General features: G+C 61.6%; 15 protein-coding genes. 8 read left to right on the forward strand and 7 right to left on the reverse strand.

The features are described from left to right. Positions 1–1416: 1416 nt before the first annotated feature. Complete coding sequence (locus AC4LGL_RS27240; RefSeq protein WP_491841498.1) at positions 1417–1821, reverse strand: antitoxin VbhA family protein; 405 nt, start codon at positions 1819–1821, stop codon at positions 1417–1419. Positions 1822–1984: 163 nt separating this feature from the next. Here AC4LGL_RS27240 and AC4LGL_RS27245 point away from each other — a divergent pair, with 163 nt between their 5' ends. Continuing rightward, complete coding sequence (locus tag AC4LGL_RS27245; RefSeq protein WP_491841499.1) at positions 1985–3232, forward strand: tyrosine-type recombinase/integrase; 1248 nt, start codon at positions 1985–1987, stop codon at positions 3230–3232. A 58-nt stretch (positions 3233–3290) separates the two neighbouring features. On the opposite strand, the gene AC4LGL_RS27250 is transcribed toward AC4LGL_RS27245, so the two are convergent. Then, the gene (locus AC4LGL_RS27250; protein ID WP_061262349.1) at positions 3291–3704 is read right to left on the reverse strand and encodes a DUF302 domain-containing protein; all 414 of its coding nucleotides are present in this window, start codon (positions 3702–3704) and stop codon (positions 3291–3293) included. Between the two features lie 238 nt (positions 3705–3942). After that, a protein-coding gene (locus AC4LGL_RS27255) for an IS3 family transposase (RefSeq protein ID WP_491841500.1) occupies positions 3943–5105 on the reverse strand; the annotation gives its coding sequence in 2 pieces (ribosomal slippage) (positions 3943–4818 and positions 4821–5105; 1161 coding nt in all). Positions 5106–5453: 348 nt separating this feature from the next. Here AC4LGL_RS27255 and ripB point away from each other — a divergent pair. The 3 genes from ripB to AC4LGL_RS27270 all read left to right on the forward strand — a co-directional run bounded on the left by ripB (position 5454) and on the right by AC4LGL_RS27270 (position 9241). Next, a complete protein-coding gene (gene ripB / locus AC4LGL_RS27260; protein WP_061262328.1) occupies positions 5454–6131 on the forward strand; it encodes an NlpC/P60 family peptidoglycan endopeptidase RipB in 678 nt (225 codons plus the stop codon). 269 nt (positions 6132–6400) lie between these two features. Continuing rightward, positions 6401–6844 (forward strand): hypothetical protein, encoded by a 444-nt coding sequence (locus AC4LGL_RS27265; protein ID WP_061262329.1) that lies wholly within the window; start codon positions 6401–6403, stop codon positions 6842–6844. A gap of 93 nt (positions 6845–6937) precedes the next feature. After that, complete coding sequence (locus AC4LGL_RS27270) at positions 6938–9241, forward strand: heavy metal translocating P-type ATPase (RefSeq protein WP_061262330.1); 2304 nt, start codon at positions 6938–6940, stop codon at positions 9239–9241. Positions 9242–9455: 214 nt separating this feature from the next. Here AC4LGL_RS27270 and AC4LGL_RS27275 read toward each other — a convergent pair whose 3' ends face one another. Further along, a complete protein-coding gene (locus AC4LGL_RS27275; protein WP_061262350.1) occupies positions 9456–9830 on the reverse strand; it encodes a BlaI/MecI/CopY family transcriptional regulator in 375 nt (124 codons plus the stop codon). 239 nt (positions 9831–10069) lie between these two features. On the opposite strand from AC4LGL_RS27275, the gene AC4LGL_RS27280 reads away from it, so the two are divergent. Continuing rightward, entirely contained in the window at positions 10070–10660 is a 591-nt protein-coding gene (locus tag AC4LGL_RS27280; protein ID WP_061262351.1) for a TlpA family protein disulfide reductase, read from the forward strand. Next, entirely contained in the window at positions 10657–11451 is a 795-nt protein-coding gene (locus AC4LGL_RS27285) for a cytochrome c biogenesis CcdA family protein (protein ID WP_061262331.1), read from the forward strand. The genes AC4LGL_RS27280 and AC4LGL_RS27285 overlap by 4 nt, the downstream gene beginning before the upstream one ends. Before the next feature lie 84 nt (positions 11452–11535). On the opposite strand, the gene AC4LGL_RS27290 is transcribed toward AC4LGL_RS27285, so the two are convergent. After that, positions 11536–12099, reverse strand: a complete 564-nt coding sequence (locus AC4LGL_RS27290) for a DUF1942 domain-containing protein (RefSeq protein WP_061262352.1) — start codon at positions 12097–12099, stop codon at positions 11536–11538. A gap of 282 nt (positions 12100–12381) precedes the next feature. On the opposite strand from AC4LGL_RS27290, the gene AC4LGL_RS27295 reads away from it, so the two are divergent. Further along, positions 12382–12642, forward strand: coding sequence for a heavy-metal-associated domain-containing protein (locus AC4LGL_RS27295; RefSeq protein ID WP_061262332.1), 261 nt, complete (start codon positions 12382–12384; stop codon positions 12640–12642). 501 nt (positions 12643–13143) lie between these two features. On the opposite strand, the gene AC4LGL_RS27300 is transcribed toward AC4LGL_RS27295, so the two are convergent. Beyond that, the gene (locus AC4LGL_RS27300) at positions 13144–13935 is read right to left on the reverse strand and encodes a sulfite exporter TauE/SafE family protein (protein ID WP_201027932.1); all 792 of its coding nucleotides are present in this window, start codon (positions 13933–13935) and stop codon (positions 13144–13146) included. A gap of 380 nt (positions 13936–14315) precedes the next feature. On the opposite strand from AC4LGL_RS27300, the gene AC4LGL_RS27305 reads away from it, so the two are divergent. Continuing rightward, a complete protein-coding gene (locus AC4LGL_RS27305) occupies positions 14316–14987 on the forward strand; it encodes a class I SAM-dependent methyltransferase (protein WP_061262333.1) in 672 nt (223 codons plus the stop codon). 43 nt (positions 14988–15030) lie between these two features. Here the strand turns inward: AC4LGL_RS27305 and AC4LGL_RS27310 are convergent, their stop codons facing one another. After that, the gene (locus AC4LGL_RS27310; RefSeq protein ID WP_061262334.1) at positions 15031–15330 is read right to left on the reverse strand and encodes a hypothetical protein; all 300 of its coding nucleotides are present in this window, start codon (positions 15328–15330) and stop codon (positions 15031–15033) included. Positions 15331–15433: the final 103 nt, after the last annotated feature.

The raw sequence follows: 15433 nt of genomic DNA on the forward strand, positions 1-15433 counted from the left end.
CCCTTCTCGGCCCGACCTCGGGCCACAGGACTCTAAAACAGGCTGGTCTCAATCACGGGGAACATGCCAGCAGCGGTCCCATGCCGATAAGCCGGGGTCGCTCAGGCGAAATGCTTTTGCCGAATACACCGCGGTCGCTCGGGCGAGGACCGCAGGTGACACCGCCCACTGCGCCGGGTTGTTCAGGACCGATGCCAAGGCGAAGAGAGTCTCGCCGGCTCCACACAGGCACAGGGACGCGAGCTCGTGCGCATCCTTGAGCGGCTGCTGCAAGCCTTCGCTCTCGTTCCACCCGTGCTCTGAATCGAACACCTCGACGTCGATGCCAGGTTCTACGCAACGCATCCTCGACGTCTCGTTTAGCAGATGCGCACCCGGTGACGCTGACAACGACGGCATTGAGGAGTAATTCGTCAATGGCCGACATCAGTTCGTCGTCTGGAGCAAGTTCGTCGTTGCATTCGGAAACAGTCATGTCGTTACCGTATCCGCTAGGTCCAATCGATTACGGAATGGCGTGGCGGGACCGAAAGATTCTGTGCCGCAGAGAAAAAGTCCATCGGCGGATCCTGCCGTTGTCTGGCACACGACAAGCTCGCGTGCCCGCCTGATGAGTCGAGGACCTCAGTCTCGACGTTGCGCTGTCCGCATCTCGTCGCCTGCCATCGCCAACCTGGACGCCGGGCACCGGACCTCCGACGCCCGCCCGCATAACCGTGGCCAGCTACTTCCCGTGCAGGTTGAACTTTCAGGTACGGCTTGCAGATCGGCGGTCTACCCGACGGACCTCACCGACGTGCTCGTTGGTGACCCGGCAGTAGAGCCGGCCCGCCGCGATCACCTCCGAGCTTCCAGGTGCGGCACGCAACAACCGGGCCAAACAGTTACCGAACATGCGAGTTAGCCGAACTTTCCGCGGCAGAAACGCGAGCAGGTCCCGACCACGCCCGACACTCTCATGTCTTTCCGGATTCCGTCCGACACTCTCACGTGTCCGCGGAATAATCGCCATCGGATCGGTCCGCGACTAGTTGAAAGTACCCAGGTCACAGCACCCTTGTACTCTCAACATTTCCCGGATCGGACAATGAGTGTCCGATCCGGAACTAGTTGACAGTAATCCGGGAAAACATGAGAGCTGTCCGATTCTGCCCCGTTTTCCGGGACTATCTGAGAGTGCCGTTGTTGCAGCGTGTTCGATGTTTCCGGTTCGCCCCGACCGCTAGGATGCCGTGGTCGCCGGCTGAATCCACGATGATCTGACACTACCGGACTGATAGTTCTCGGACCGTCCGCGACTGCCTGAGAGTGCCGGATATCTGGCCCCCGCAACACGGTTCGAGTTCCGACGGGATGCCTTACTTAATCGTCACCGTGACGTAATGGTGTGGTGCGACTGGATGTGGCCGATCGAGGCTAGGTGGCCGGATCACCTTCCTGCGCAGGGTTTTCCGGGTATAGAAGAGGGTCGTCGAAGTTGTCTGGAACGACGAGGTCGGGCGGCTGGCCAAACCGGCGGCGAGGTGGGGGCGCTGAGGTGGCCCCGTGGCGTGCGCGCAGTTCTTCGCCGCTGACCGTGCGGCCGGCGGCGTTGGTCGCCTCGAGAACTTGGCTTTTGTATTCGCCGATGGTGATTCGCCCGGCGGCGAGTTCGATGAGCCGTCGTACGAAGTCGCGGTCAGGTGTTGCACCTTCGAGCACGCTGTCGACGACGGCGGCACGCACTGCCTGTTGATCCTTACTGGACAAGCCGCTGTTGTGCAGCAACTCGGCCAGGTTGGCCAAGTCGACGAGTGCATGGCCGGCGGTCTCGCCACTCACCCTGTCAGTGTATGTCGCGGTACCGGCGCGGGATCACACTTTCGTCACAGTGACACGTCTCCCCCCGCCTGCGTTGTAACGGTAAAGTCACTGTCCCGCAGCGGATTACGCATATTTGATGGATAATGTTGATTATCCATCTTTCTTACATGAGGGTTGAGGCATGGTAGCCAGGCCCGAATCTTCGCATGTTTCTCCGGCCCCTGCGGCTACTGAGGCGTCGGTCTGCGCGCTTCCGGATTGGTTTGTCGACTTTCTCAATGATCGGCAGACACGTAAACCATCCGCGCACACGATGAAGGCCTATCACCAGGATTTCGTGTCGATAGCAGCGTTGATTGCGGACGGTGATCCCGCCACGCTCACGATATCTGAAATAAACAAGGGCTCGATGCGCGCTGCGTTCGCCACCTTCGCACGCGATCATGAACCCGCTTCAATACGTCGGTGCTGGTCCACATGGAATGTGCTGTGCACATTTCTATTCACCGCTGAGCTGCTCGCGGCCAATCCAATGGCATTGGTGGGCCGACCGAAACTCGCGCGCTCGCTGCCCAAGGCACTCCCCCGCACCGCGGTTGGCTCATTGTTGCAAACGGTTGCTAAGGATGTGGATTCTGCTCGTCGAACTGATTGGGTTGAAAGAGATCTCGCGATTATTCTCACAGCTCTGTTGGCAGGCTTACGGGCAGAGGAACTCCGTCAGGCCGATGTTGGCGACGTGCGGACCGTCGACAGCGGTGCTGGTGTTGTACATGTAAAGGGCAAGGGTGGCAAGGAGCGCGCTGTGCCCGTGGAGGCCGACTTACTGGGAGTGATCGAGGTCTATCTCGATAGTCGGGCGACCCGTTTCCCTGAGGCTGCGAGGCACCAGGGAAGGTCAGAAGGCGGAGGTCTGTCCCGGTGGCCCGCCCGTTCACCTCTGTTCGTTGGCCGTGACGGCGAGCGAATTACACGCGGTACGGTGCAGTCGCGAATCAAGCGCGCGTTCAAGCTCGCCGGCCCTGATGTTCAGCCGGTCCCCGGGGCGATGGTTCATGGATTGCGGCACACGTATGCCACCGAGCTTGCTATGGCCGACGTCAGTGTTTACACGTTGATGAAGCTGCTTGGCCACGACTCAATGACCACGTCTCAGCGCTATGTCACCGCTGCAGGAGCTGAAACTCGAACTGCGGCCGCGAAAACCACCTTTACACCTTGCTGGATGACCTTGCGCGGACAGAGGAACAGAGCTTTCGAGCGCCCAGAGAACGTTGACGCGCTGCCAGTTGCGGTCACTCTTCCAGGGGGGCGGATCATCGGAGTCGGTACGCACACCGCTTCTGCGGACGCTTGCTTCAAAGCTTCAGTTTGGCAGCGTAATTCATTCGTTCGATTGAGAGATCGCCGGGCGGGGCTCTGTGATTGATCTGTGAGGTGTCCGATGAGCTCGGACTCCAGAGCGTTGCAGTCGGCGTCTGCCGCCATCAACCGACCGTGTCGGTTTGTGACAGCGATTCAATCGCCCTGCGCAACGATGCCGCGGCGTCGTCGGCTACCGCGCGCAAGTCAGGCTGGTCACTGACCTGGACCATCACTTCCGGATCCATTGCATCGACAATGATTGTGTCATCGACCGTGGGATCGGCACGCACGACGACGTTGCAGGGAAGGAGTAGCCCGATCTGGCGATCAACATCGATGGCGCGATGGGCTAGCGGCGGATTACAGGCACCTAGGATGGTGTAATCCTCGACATCCCGTCCGAGTTTGGCCTTCAGGGTCGCCTTCATGTCGATCTCGGTCAACACGCCGAAGCCCTGATCCGCCAATGCTTTCCGGGTGAGTTCTACAGCGTTGTCAAACGTGGTATGCAGGGTGGTTGAAATGGCAAGTGACATAGTCAATTCCTCGATACTGTCCTGTCGTTTGACGACAGGTTCCACATGAATCGCCGACATCTTCTCGCAGCGCGGTATGCCTGTTCGTCGGGGTGTGCGGATTTCTACATCTCCAGATCGTAACTGGCAAGAAGCTGAGCTAGTGGGGTTTCGGGCTTTGGCGCCGACTCAATGAGTGTCCACGGAATCTCGTGAGGCGCTTTCTTGGGTCTGCTGCACGATCAGGTGACAGTTACGGTCACGCGGCCTGACTGGCCGGTGTGGTCATGATGGCTTCGAATTCGATCGGGGTCAACCGCCCGAGTCCGGTTTGGCGCCGGCGGCGATGGTAGGTCCGTTCGATCCAGGTGACGATTGCGATCCGCAACTCTTCGCGTGTGCTCCAGCGGCGGCGATCGAGCACGTTCTTTTGGAGCAGAGCGAAAAAGCTCTCCATGGCAGCATTGTCGCCGGCCGCACCGACGCGGCCCATCGATCCGACCATCTCATAGCGGCCGAGTGCGTGGACGAATCTTCTTGACCTGAACTGAGATCCGCGATCGGAATGCAGAATGCATCCGGCCACATCACCGCGGCGTGCCACCGCACTACTGAGCGCTGCGGTGGCCAACCGGGACTTCATCCGGGAGTCGATCGAGTACCCGACGATGCGGTTGGAGAATACGTCCTTGATCGCGCAGAGATAGAGCTTGCCTTCATCGGTGCGATGCTCGGTGATATCGCTGAGCCACAACTGATTTGGCGCATCAGCGGTGAAGTCGCGCTCGACAAGATCGTCGTGTACCGGCGGCCCAACCTTGCCGTTCTTGCCGCGCTTCTTGCCGACCACGCTCCACAACTGATTCTGCGAGCAGATCCGCCAGGCGGTGCGCTCGGCCATCGACTCGCCGGCCTCTCGGGCCTCTTCGACCAGGTAGCGGTACCCGAACTCGGGGTCGTCCTTATGCGCGTCGAACAGCGCATTGGCGCGATAGGCCTCGACGAGTTCGGCGTCGGTGATGGGATGGGCCAGCCAGCGGTAGTAGGGCTGGCGGGCGAGCTTGAGTACCCGGCACGTCACCGCGACGGGGATTCCGTCAGCGGCGAGCTCACTCACGAGCGGGTAGAACCTTTTCCCGGAAGGTTGGCCTGCGACAGATAGGCCGTGGCCCGGCGCAGGACTTCATTCTCCTGCTCCAACAATTTGATCCGGCGCCGCGCATCCCGCAGCTCAGCGGACTCGCTGGTGCTCTTGCCAGGCTTGGCGCCTTCATCGATATCGGCCTGGCGCATCCACTTGTGCAGCGTCACCGGGTGAACACCGAAATCGGTGGCGATCTGCTCGATCGTCACACCGTCATCTCGGTTGCGAGCAACGCGCACGACGTCGTCGCGGAACTCCTGCGGGTAGGGCCTGGGCACACTGGCATCCTTCCAGCTCGCCCTTCCCGGGCAAGCCAACTCAGATGTCACCTATTCGTGCAGCAGACCCCTTCGCCCAACCGCGGTGTCGATGTGCCATCGGGCTCTACGCGCTGTGGGCCCGGGTCCAACACGTACCTCCTACTGCAGTATCGATCGAGACTGCGCAGCGGCATTCCCGCGCCCCCTACGAGGGTTGAATTACCAAAGTGAAATTTGTGGCTGATGTTACATATGTGGCAATCGTGAACTACGATTGCCTTTCGTACGGTGTTTCTACGTAAGTGCGTCCCTGTTGAGTACGACGTGGACGGTGGCTGGCGCAAGTCCTGATTGGTGGTGATTGCCATGTGGCGCAACGGGATCGTCGCCGTTCTGGTTGCGTTCATAGGTTTGGCGACCCCGGTCATCGCAACGGCCGATCCGGGCGAATGGGATCCGACGCTGCCAAAGTTGATCAGTGCCGGAGCGCCGGGTGATCCGCTTGCCGTTGCAAATGCGTCGCTGCAGGCCAGTGCGATCGCCGCTCAGACGACCATGGATCTCGGACGTTCGTTTTTGGCGAGCCTCGGCATCTCCGGTCCGAGCAACCCCGCTCCATTGAAGGGAAACCGGGTCTACGGGGCCCAGGCGATCGAGTACGTGATTCGCCGGGCAGGTTCTCAAATGGGAGTTCCCTACTCGTGGGGCGGTGGTAGTCTCACCGGCCCAAGTCGTGGGATCGACTCAGGCGCGAGCACAGTCGGTTTCGACTGCTCGGGGTTGACGCGCTACGCATTCGCCGGGGTCGGTGTCCTACTGCCTCGTTACTCCGGTGACCAATACAACGCGGGCCGTCACATACCGCCATCGCAAGCCAAACGAGGCGACCTGCTGTTCTGGGGACCGGGTGGTGGACAGCACGAAGCCCTCTACCTAGGCGGTGGGAAGATGCTTGAGGCTCAACAGACCGGTGTGCCCGTCAAGATCTCGCCTGTCCGTACCGCCGGAATGACCCCTTTTGTGACCCGGGTTATCGAGAGCTAACGAACGCGGGCAGCACTCGGCGATCGGTGGCGGGCTGGAATGGTGATGTTTCGTACGGAGTGCAGTCTGCTGGCCACATCGCCGCCGACGTTTCGTCAAACCCAACTACTATTGTGGCCAGTAGTTAAACGTACGTTTGATGCAGCAATTTTGGGTTGCGCCTGAGGATGCGCCGGTCGTGGCTGCGGCGCGATGGCCCTTGAAATCCTGAGCGTCTAGGCATCAGTGCCGCTGGGTCGTCGTTGGACCGTAACCGTGAAAGGGCAGGAATGCACAGCCAACCGAGGCCATCGAAGCGTGGCATGCGTGTGTGGCTTCTTGGGGCCACGGCAGTGGTGATCCTGGCTGTCGCAGTCGTAATCGCGGTGAAGACACACGGTTTCGGATTAGCCAACTCAGACGAACGTATTGCACAGCAGCGTTGCGAATCTGACGTGCGTGCCCAGTTGGCGTCACCGTCGACGGCCAAACTGTCCGACGTCACATCGGCCATCAGTGAGTTGGACCCCGATAGTCGGGACATGTTTCCCCTCATGGTCAATGAACCCCTCAAGGGTGTCGATCACGCTCGGATCACAGTGTGGAATGTCTCAGGCATGGTTGACGCGCAAACCGAGGTCGGCACCGTGATTCGCGATCCATTCACATGCCGCGCGTATTTCGTCGATGGCACCTTGGCCGACACGCTGGTCCTCTTCGACCACGAGCACTAGCCGACTAATCGACCGCTCGCCGGCACCAGATTCTTGACGAAATCTTTATCGGAGTACTAGCCGCGTCTTACGCTGCCCAGCGACCCTAGAATCATGGCTGAGAGCACAGTGGTGCTTCATGTGGGTGGGCTGCATTGGGCGACCTCTGGCGGAGTTGTTGAGTCGGTGTTGGGGCGGCGCCCCGGTGTGTTGGCGGTGGCCGCGAACGCGGCCAACCAGACAGCAACAGTGACATACGACCCGGCGCAGACATCGGTAGACGCACTGTCAGGGTGGGTGCGCAATTGTGACCTGCACTGTGCGGGTCAATCCGTGCCAAACCATTTGTGCGACCCGATGGCTGAGCCTGGCCAACACGCCGCCCACGGGGCGGCAACACCACAAGAAATGATGGGGCACGGCGGTCATGTCGGCATGTCCATGGACCAGATGGTCATCGATATGCGCAACAGGTTCCTCGTGGCATTGCTGTTGTCAGCCCCGATCATGCTGTGGTCGCCGATGGGGCGCAACATGTTCGGCTTCACGGTGCCGGCACCGTTCGGGATGCGCGATGACGTATTCACCCTCTTGTTGAGCCTTCCGGTGGTCTTCTACAGCGCGTGGATCTTCTTCGATGGGGCATGGCGGGCGCTGCGCGCCCGCACACTCGACATGATGGTGCTGGTCGCAGTCGCCGTCGGTGCCGGCTGGATCTACAGCGTCGGCGTGACCCTCACCGGTGGCGGAGAGGTGTTCTACGAGGCTGCTTCGGTGCTCACAACGTTCGTACTGCTGGGACATTGGTTTGAGATGCGCGCGCGAGGAGGGGCCAATGACGCCATCCGTACGCTCCTCGAGCTTGCACCACCGACCGCCGTGATCGTGCGGGACGGCACGCCAATGGAAGTACCTACCGCTGACCTCGTAGTCGGCGACATGTTGTTGATCCGGCCGGGCGCAAAGATTCCTGTCGACGGGGAGGTGGTCGACGGGCACTCCGAAGTGGACGAATCCATGGTGACCGGTGAGAGCCTGCCGGTCACCAAAGACCCCGGATCCACGGTGATCGGGGCCTCGATCAACACCACTGGCACGCTGCGCGTGCGCGCCACCAAGGTGGGTTCTGACACCGTCCTTGCGCAGATCGTGCAGATGGTCCAGGAAGCACAGAATTCCAAGGCTCCCGGCCAGCGACTGGCCGACCGCGCCGCCTTCTGGTTGGTCCTGGTCGCCCTCGTCGGCGGCGCTGCGACGTTTCTTATCTGGTGGCTGGTGGGCGCAGGTGTGCAAACCGCACTACTGTTCGCGATCACCGTCGTCGTCATCACCTGTCCAGATGCGCTCGGGCTTGCGACACCAACGGCAATCATGGTGGGTACCGGTTTAGGGGCCAAACGTGGCGTGCTGTTCAAGAACGCCACGGCGCTGGAAACCTCGGCTCGCATCCAGGCCGTGGTGATGGACAAAACCGGTACGCTGACCAAGGGCCAGCCCGCAGTAACCGATGTGGTGGTCGACGGAATCACCGAAACAGAGCTGCTGACCCTGGTCGCAGGCGTCGAATCCGTATCCGAACACCCTCTGGCGGCCGCGATCGTGAATTACGCGGCCAGTCGTGGAATATCACCCACACCGGTGCAGGATTTCCGCAGCGTGCCGGGGCACGGCGCCGCAGCCGTCGTGCAAGGCCACAACGTTGCCGTGGGGAACCGGAAGTTAATGGTCGAGGAGAAGGTCGATTTCGGAACTCTGATGGCCAGGCGTGACGAGCTCGCTGAAGGTGGCCGCACTGCCGTTCTCGTCGCCGTGGACCTCCAAGGGGCGGGCGTGATCGCACTGGCCGATGCCGCCCGGGAAACGTCCGCGGCGGCCGTGTCCGCATTGCATGACCTGGGTGTGGACGTGGTGATGTTGAGCGGGGACAATGAAGCCACAGCCAAACGCATTGCGACCCAACTCGGCATCGACAGTGTGATCGCTGAAGTGCTGCCCGGGGACAAAGCCTCGGAGATCGCCGCGTTGCAGCGTTCAAACAGTAGGGTCGCGATGGTGGGCGATGGCGTCAACGACGCACCGGCCCTGGCCCAAGCCGACCTGGGAATCGCGATCGGTGCAGGGACTGACGTGGCCATCGAAACCGCCGATGTGGTGCTAATGCGCTCAGATCCACTTGACGTGCCGATCGCACTGCGCATCGGACGAGCCACTCTTCGGAAGATGCGCCAAAACCTCGGGTGGGCAGTCGGTTACAACGTGATCGCGTTGCCGATCGCCGCTGGTGCTTTTGAGCCAATGTTCGGTCTGGTCCTGCGTCCCGAGGTTGCCGCCCTATCGATGTCAGGTTCGAGCCTCATCGTAGCCGTGAACGCGCTCATGCTTAAACGTCTCAAATTGCCTGCAGATCAACGGATCTAACATCCTAGGAGTGCCCCGAGCAGACTGCCGCATCCCGTCACAGCCTGTAGACTTCGGCTTTCCGAATGGACTACCTGGCCCGTCGGGCCAGGTAGTGCTATCCAGTCCAGGCGGTGCCACCGGTCGTGCCGATATTGGCCAGAGTTCTCCGGCACGTTTAGTGTGCCCATCCAGAAGGTCGAACGGGTGTGGCCTGGATGCTGGGCCGGTGCTGCTAGCGCTTTGCCCTGCGGTGACCCAACGCGGTGCGTAACCGCGCCGACTTTTCCGGCCCGATCTGCTCGAGGAAGTAGCCGAGTACGAGCTCCGCTTGACCCCCACCGTCGAGTGCCTCGCACATGAGCCGGGCACTGTGCTGCTCGCGGGTAAGCGTTGGCCGATATCGATATGCTTTGCCGTCCCGGGTCCGCGCCAACCACCCCTTGGTGTGCAGATTGTCCATGGTCGACATCACGGTGGTGTATGCGATTCGACGTTCGGCGCACAGCTCATCGCAGATATCTCGTACCGTCATGGCCGCCTCAGGACGACGAGACCAGACGCGGTCCATAATGACCGCTTCGAGCTCCCCAAATCCGCGTGTTCTCACCTTTATCTCCTGGCCGATGTGTAGCCAGCCTACGTCGCGCGCACGCCCCTTGCTCACTAAATCCGTGTTATCTACGTACTGAATAGTCACGTAGACAAGTCTCACGTATCCACGCAGGTGAACGGTTGAGAATCCGCACGGTGCCAGCGCTGATGCCGCGCGGGCAGGGAGATATCGTACTATCTACGTACATAGATAGTATTACGGCCTCGGTGTACCAGGTCAATATCGGAGGGCCGATGCCACACACTCGATTGCCCAGGTTTGGTGTCGCCGTCCTCGCCATGCTCGCGCTGGTCGGATGCAGCACCGGCCGCGACGCGGTATCGCTGGGCGGCGATTTCGAGTTCGTTTCGCCCGGAGGTCAAACTGACCTCTTCTACGACCCTGCAGAGTCCCGCGGTGCCATCGGTGACCTGAGCGGCCCCAGCCTGCACGATAGTCGGCCTATCCACCTCCGAGACTTCGCGGGCAAGGTGCTGGTGATCAACGTGTGGGGCTCGTGGTGCGGTCCATGCAGAACCGAAACGCCGCAGCTGGAGTCGGTATTCGATGAGACCGAGCCCCTCGGTGTTGCGTTCCTTGGTATCGATGTACGCGACAGTCGCAGTGCTGCAACCGATTTTGTCACCGACCGCAAAGTGCGCTACGACTCAATCTTCGACCCGTCGATGCGCAGCCTCATCGCACTGGGCAAGGGGTATCCGACCAGCGTCGTCCCGACGACGCTGGTCCTCGACCGACAGCACCGTGTCGCGGCCGTCTTTCTGCGCGCACTGCTGTCTGAGGACCTAGAGCCCGTCGTGCAGCGGTTGGCCCGAGAAACATGACCAGCTCCCCTCAGGGCATCGGCGGTGCTTTCGCCGACGCGGCTGCGACGGGCCCACTGCTTCTTGGACTCGGAGCGTCGGCACTCGCTGGGTTAGTGTCTTTCGCCTCGCCGTGCTGCGTGCCACTGGTCCCCGGCTACCTGTCCTATCTCGCCGGCACGGTAGGAGTCCCCGCCACAAGCGACAACCGGGCCGTTACCCGAGACACCTTGCGGGTGGCCGGTGCGGCAATCTTGTTCGTCGCCGGTTTCACCGTAGTGTTTGTCGCCGCTTCAGTGGCGGTCTTCGGACTGATGGGGACGCTGGCGCTCAACCGCGAGTTGCTGCAACGACTCGGAGGTGTGGTCACGATCGTGATGGGACTGGCATTCATTGGGCTGATCCCGGCTCTGCAACGCGACGTGCGGTTTCATCCACAACGGATCACCAGCCTAAGCGGCGCTCCGCTGCTGGGCGCGACGTTTGGGCTCGGATGGACGCCCTGCTTGGGGCCGACGCTGGCAGGAGTCCTGTCGGTGACGGCCGGAACGCAAGGGGCCACTGCAGCGCGCGGGGTTCTGCTGATTGTGGCTTATTGCCTCGGTTTGGGCGCGCCGTTCATCGCCATAGCCTTAGGCGCGAGTTCGGTCAGCCGCTGGCTGGCATGGACCCGCCGGCATTCGCGGTCCATTCAAATTTTCGGTGGCGTCGCGCTCATCGCCGTGGGTTTTGCGCTGGTGACCGGGCAGTGGGCTGAATTCGTCGGCTGGCTGCGCGATCAGTTCGTCTCGACAACCGCGATGCCCATATAACCCAGGCCGCAGTGTGAACCGCCGGTGTCTACTTTCCCACGCAATAGCCCCCGCGCCAACCTGCGCGGGGGCTAGAACGATCCATCAGGGGCGCATCCCTGCGCAGCATGGGCACGGCTGCGGTCCGTCGCAACACGACCCACCGGCCATCGGCATCGACATCCCGCGCGGCATGGACATGGGCATCTTCATGTCACCGTTACAGCACCACATCATCGCAGGTGCGGAACCGGCGGCCGCATAAATGACAGCCATAGGGTCAGCACCGGTGACATCGAAGTACAACTTTCCCGAAGACCGCTGACCCTGATTCAGGGTGTTGGGCGCCAACCCATCTGAACTGGCGACCTGCCACAGGACCTGATAGCGCTCACCGTTCGGTGACACCGCGTACATGTTGGGAATGATGGGCGTCACAGTGCCGGTCACTGCCTCAACGGTGACGTCGGCTTCCCACAACCGCCCCGCAGGCGCGTAGCCCGCGACGGGACCGGCGCTGGCACGCAGCCCCGATACCGACCACTCACCGACGACAGCTCCGTTGGCGTCGACCAACCGTTGTGACGCGCCGAAACGGTGCGGGCACGGATCAGACGCCGCCGCTGCGCTGGGTGCACCGGCGAGGCCAAGAATGACAAAGAGGAGCATCGCGGCCACGGCGGCGAGCTTTGGTGGATTACGCACGAGTGCAGGCCTTTCGCTGATGAGAAACTCTCGGGACAGCCTATCTACGGACTAACGCCGTAGCAATTGCCGTTCCGGGCGCCACCGCGCCAACCGCACTGTCGGCACGGTCCGGCCCGAAAATACCTCCTCGGGAGCGGAATTCACCGCCAGAACCCGGCCGGATTCACTCACTTGTCGCTATACACCACGGGGGTATATAGTCAACCGTTATATACCCTGCAGGGGTATAGAAAGGATGCTCCGATGACGGTTACCGAGTTTCAGGTGTCGGGTATGACATGCGGCCACTGCGAGCAGTCGGTTCGCGAAGAGGTCGCCAGCGTAGGTGGGGTCAAACAGATTGAGGTCAGCGCCACCACCGGTCGGCTCGTGGTCAACAGCGCAGCGCCTGTTGCAGACGAAGCGATCGTGGCCGCAGTCAGGACGGCCGGCTACGACGCGGTCCGTGCGGCTGGCGCACCTACTCCCCCGGCTTCGACAGCCTCGTCGTGCGGGTGCTGCTAGACCAGCGCTGCCCGCATCGTTGAGCTGCTGGCGGTGCGCCGCAAAGGGGATCTCGCACGCGGGTTAACGGCGAATCTGACACGCCTACTTGCGCACAAGGGAACGGCCGCTGCGCTCCCAGACCGGGGTGCCACCATCTCACTCAATCACATCGCGATTAGCGTGGCTGCGGCGTTCTCGCACAGCCTGTGCCCCCGAAAGGACTCGTCGATGAACACCGAGACTCCAGCCTCGACCGCACGCCTGCTGCGAATTGCCCGGCACCCGCTCACCCGAACAGTTGCACGGTGCGTTCTATGGTGCGCCGTGCACTCTCGATCCCATGCTCGCGGCAGTGGTCACGTGACGCAGTGTTGTCCATAGAGCGTTGTCCAAAAGAGTCGCCAGGAACCGAAAACCTCACTGGCTAGACTTGATTCGGTGGGCCTCGTCAGACTGTCGAACCCATTTTGTGTCCGACCCGGGAGTACTGACCCGCGCTGGCCGGGGTTGGCGTCACGTTCAGAGCACCGCTTGGAGCAGGTAGAGAGCTGCGGTTGTGGTGGCTAAAATGCCCAGTCCGACGCGCAGGGTGCATTCAGGCAGGTGGGGCTGCAGACGGGCGCCGAGGTAGCCGCCGATGAGTCCGCCGGCACCGGCAGCAAATCCGATGGTCCAATTCGGTGCGATGTGGCTTCCGGGGTTGGCAATTGCCAAGAGTAGGTAAGTGATCGCTCCCACGGCTGAGGTGATGTAGGTGGAGACCAACGTGGCCGGTGCCACCGTCGCGATGGGAACGCCGCGCCCGACCAGAATCGGGCTCAGCAGTGATCCACCCCCGATACCGTAGATGCCACCGACCACACCGACGACGATCGCCAATAGAACCGTCGTCGAACGTGGCAGTGGGCCTTCCCGCAGCGGCGACATGGATATCGAGGCACGTGGGAGACACAGCCAGATCCCCAGCGGGAGAAGGAATCCAGCGACGAGCACGCGGAACACGTGCGGTCCGGGAACGAGGTACACCCGGGCGATGGCGCCGATCATGACGCCAGGCAAGGTGCCGATCAGCAGTAGCATGATCAGCGGGCTGCGTAACGGCGCCTGGATGCGGTAGCGCGCCAGTGCGCCAGGGATCGCCACGATGTTGAACACCAGATTGGTGGGAGTCACGGCAGGGCTCGGTACCTGGAGCACAGTGAGTTGGATTGGTAGCAGAAACACCGCGCCTGACACGCCCACGGGGGTAGTCGTCACCGGTACACCCAATCCTGCAATGAAACTGAGCAGCACCACGTCACCAGCGTTCACCAGGGCACTCTGACTCCTCTGGGTGATACCTGGCCAGGGTTTCGATCAGCACTGATGTTCGGCGGGGCGCAGCCTCTCTTGAGATGCCGTCACTCCTCAAAGCTCGTGACCGGCGCGGGGTCGGGTGGGAGTCTCCACTGAGGTTCCGCACCTCGGCGCGAGCACCGAGCACGATTAGACTGTCCTACCCGGACACGACGTTCCGGTTGCCAAGTGCGCAAGGGCATCTCGGCGCGGCGAGATAGATAATCAGGGTTGAAGCGCTCCGGTGTCTTGATTGGAGCGAGATGCACGGTGCGGATCCGCATGATATGTGCCGGCGGCCTCGCGGTCGGCGACTCGATTAGCCTGGTCTCACCGACCTGACGACGGGACACGTCATGACGATCACCACGATGCCGCAGATCATCCCCGCGCCGCCCGGGAAACCCATCCTGGACCATCTTGTAGAGTTGCAAGCCTTTGCTCGGGCAATTGCCGTCGACGGTGTCTGGACAACTGACATCGCCCGAGCTACCGCCAACTCGTTCGACGGTATGGCAGCAACCTGGAACACCGAACACAGCACGAATCGCTTCGACGCCGTACACGACGCTCTCCGGCGAGGCGACATACCCGTGGGCGGACGCTGTCTTGAAATCGGATCCGGCACCGGACAGCTCACCCCGCTTCTCGTCGAGCACTTCGATGAGGTCGTCTCGGCTGATCTATCCATCGCTATGCTCTTCCAAGCGCCTTCCGAGAGCGTTCGTATCTGCTGCGACGCTGCGCGATTACCAATGCACGATCACATCTTTGATGCTGCCGTGCTTGTCGATACCTTCTGCTTTGCTCGCGAACTCGCTCGGGTCCTGAAACCCAACGGTCACATCGCCTGGATCAACTTGCTCGGCCAGGACGGCCCTCTTTATGTGCCGGCCAGCGACATCGCCGACGCGCTGCCCGGCAACTGGGGTGGGACGGAGAGCGCAGCAGGCTGGGGCAGCTGGAGTGTCCTGTCAGCAACCCCAAAGGCCCCGTCATCGACGCCGACCACCGTGGCGGTGAGGTAGAACACCAGTCGGTGGCGAAATCCCGGCGCCGCATAGCAGTGAGTTAGCAGGACACATCGAGAAAAACCGTCTTGTAGACGACGCGCTCAACGGTGCGCTCGCGGGCATTCTTACGCAGCTCCGTAACGTCTCGTCCCGGTCGCACCGCGGCGACCGTGCAACCCTCAAGAGAGTCCGCGCCCGTCTTGTTCATGATGACTTTGTAGCCGTGTGACTCCAGTGTCGACACGGTGTCTTGCACCGTCCCGGGACCCGCGGGCGCAGCGGCCGCCACTTGCACCGACCCTGCCAGTAACAGGATGCTACACGGTCCACTGATCGCAAACACCATAGCTTTCTTCATGAAACACTCCTCCCTACACAGGGGAACTGCTACGAAAATCAGTACGTAGCTACATAGTAGATAACTGGAGGGTACAGCTTCGTGGGCGAACCCCGAGCAGATC

It is taken from the genome of Mycolicibacterium arcueilense (genome assembly GCF_058536225.1).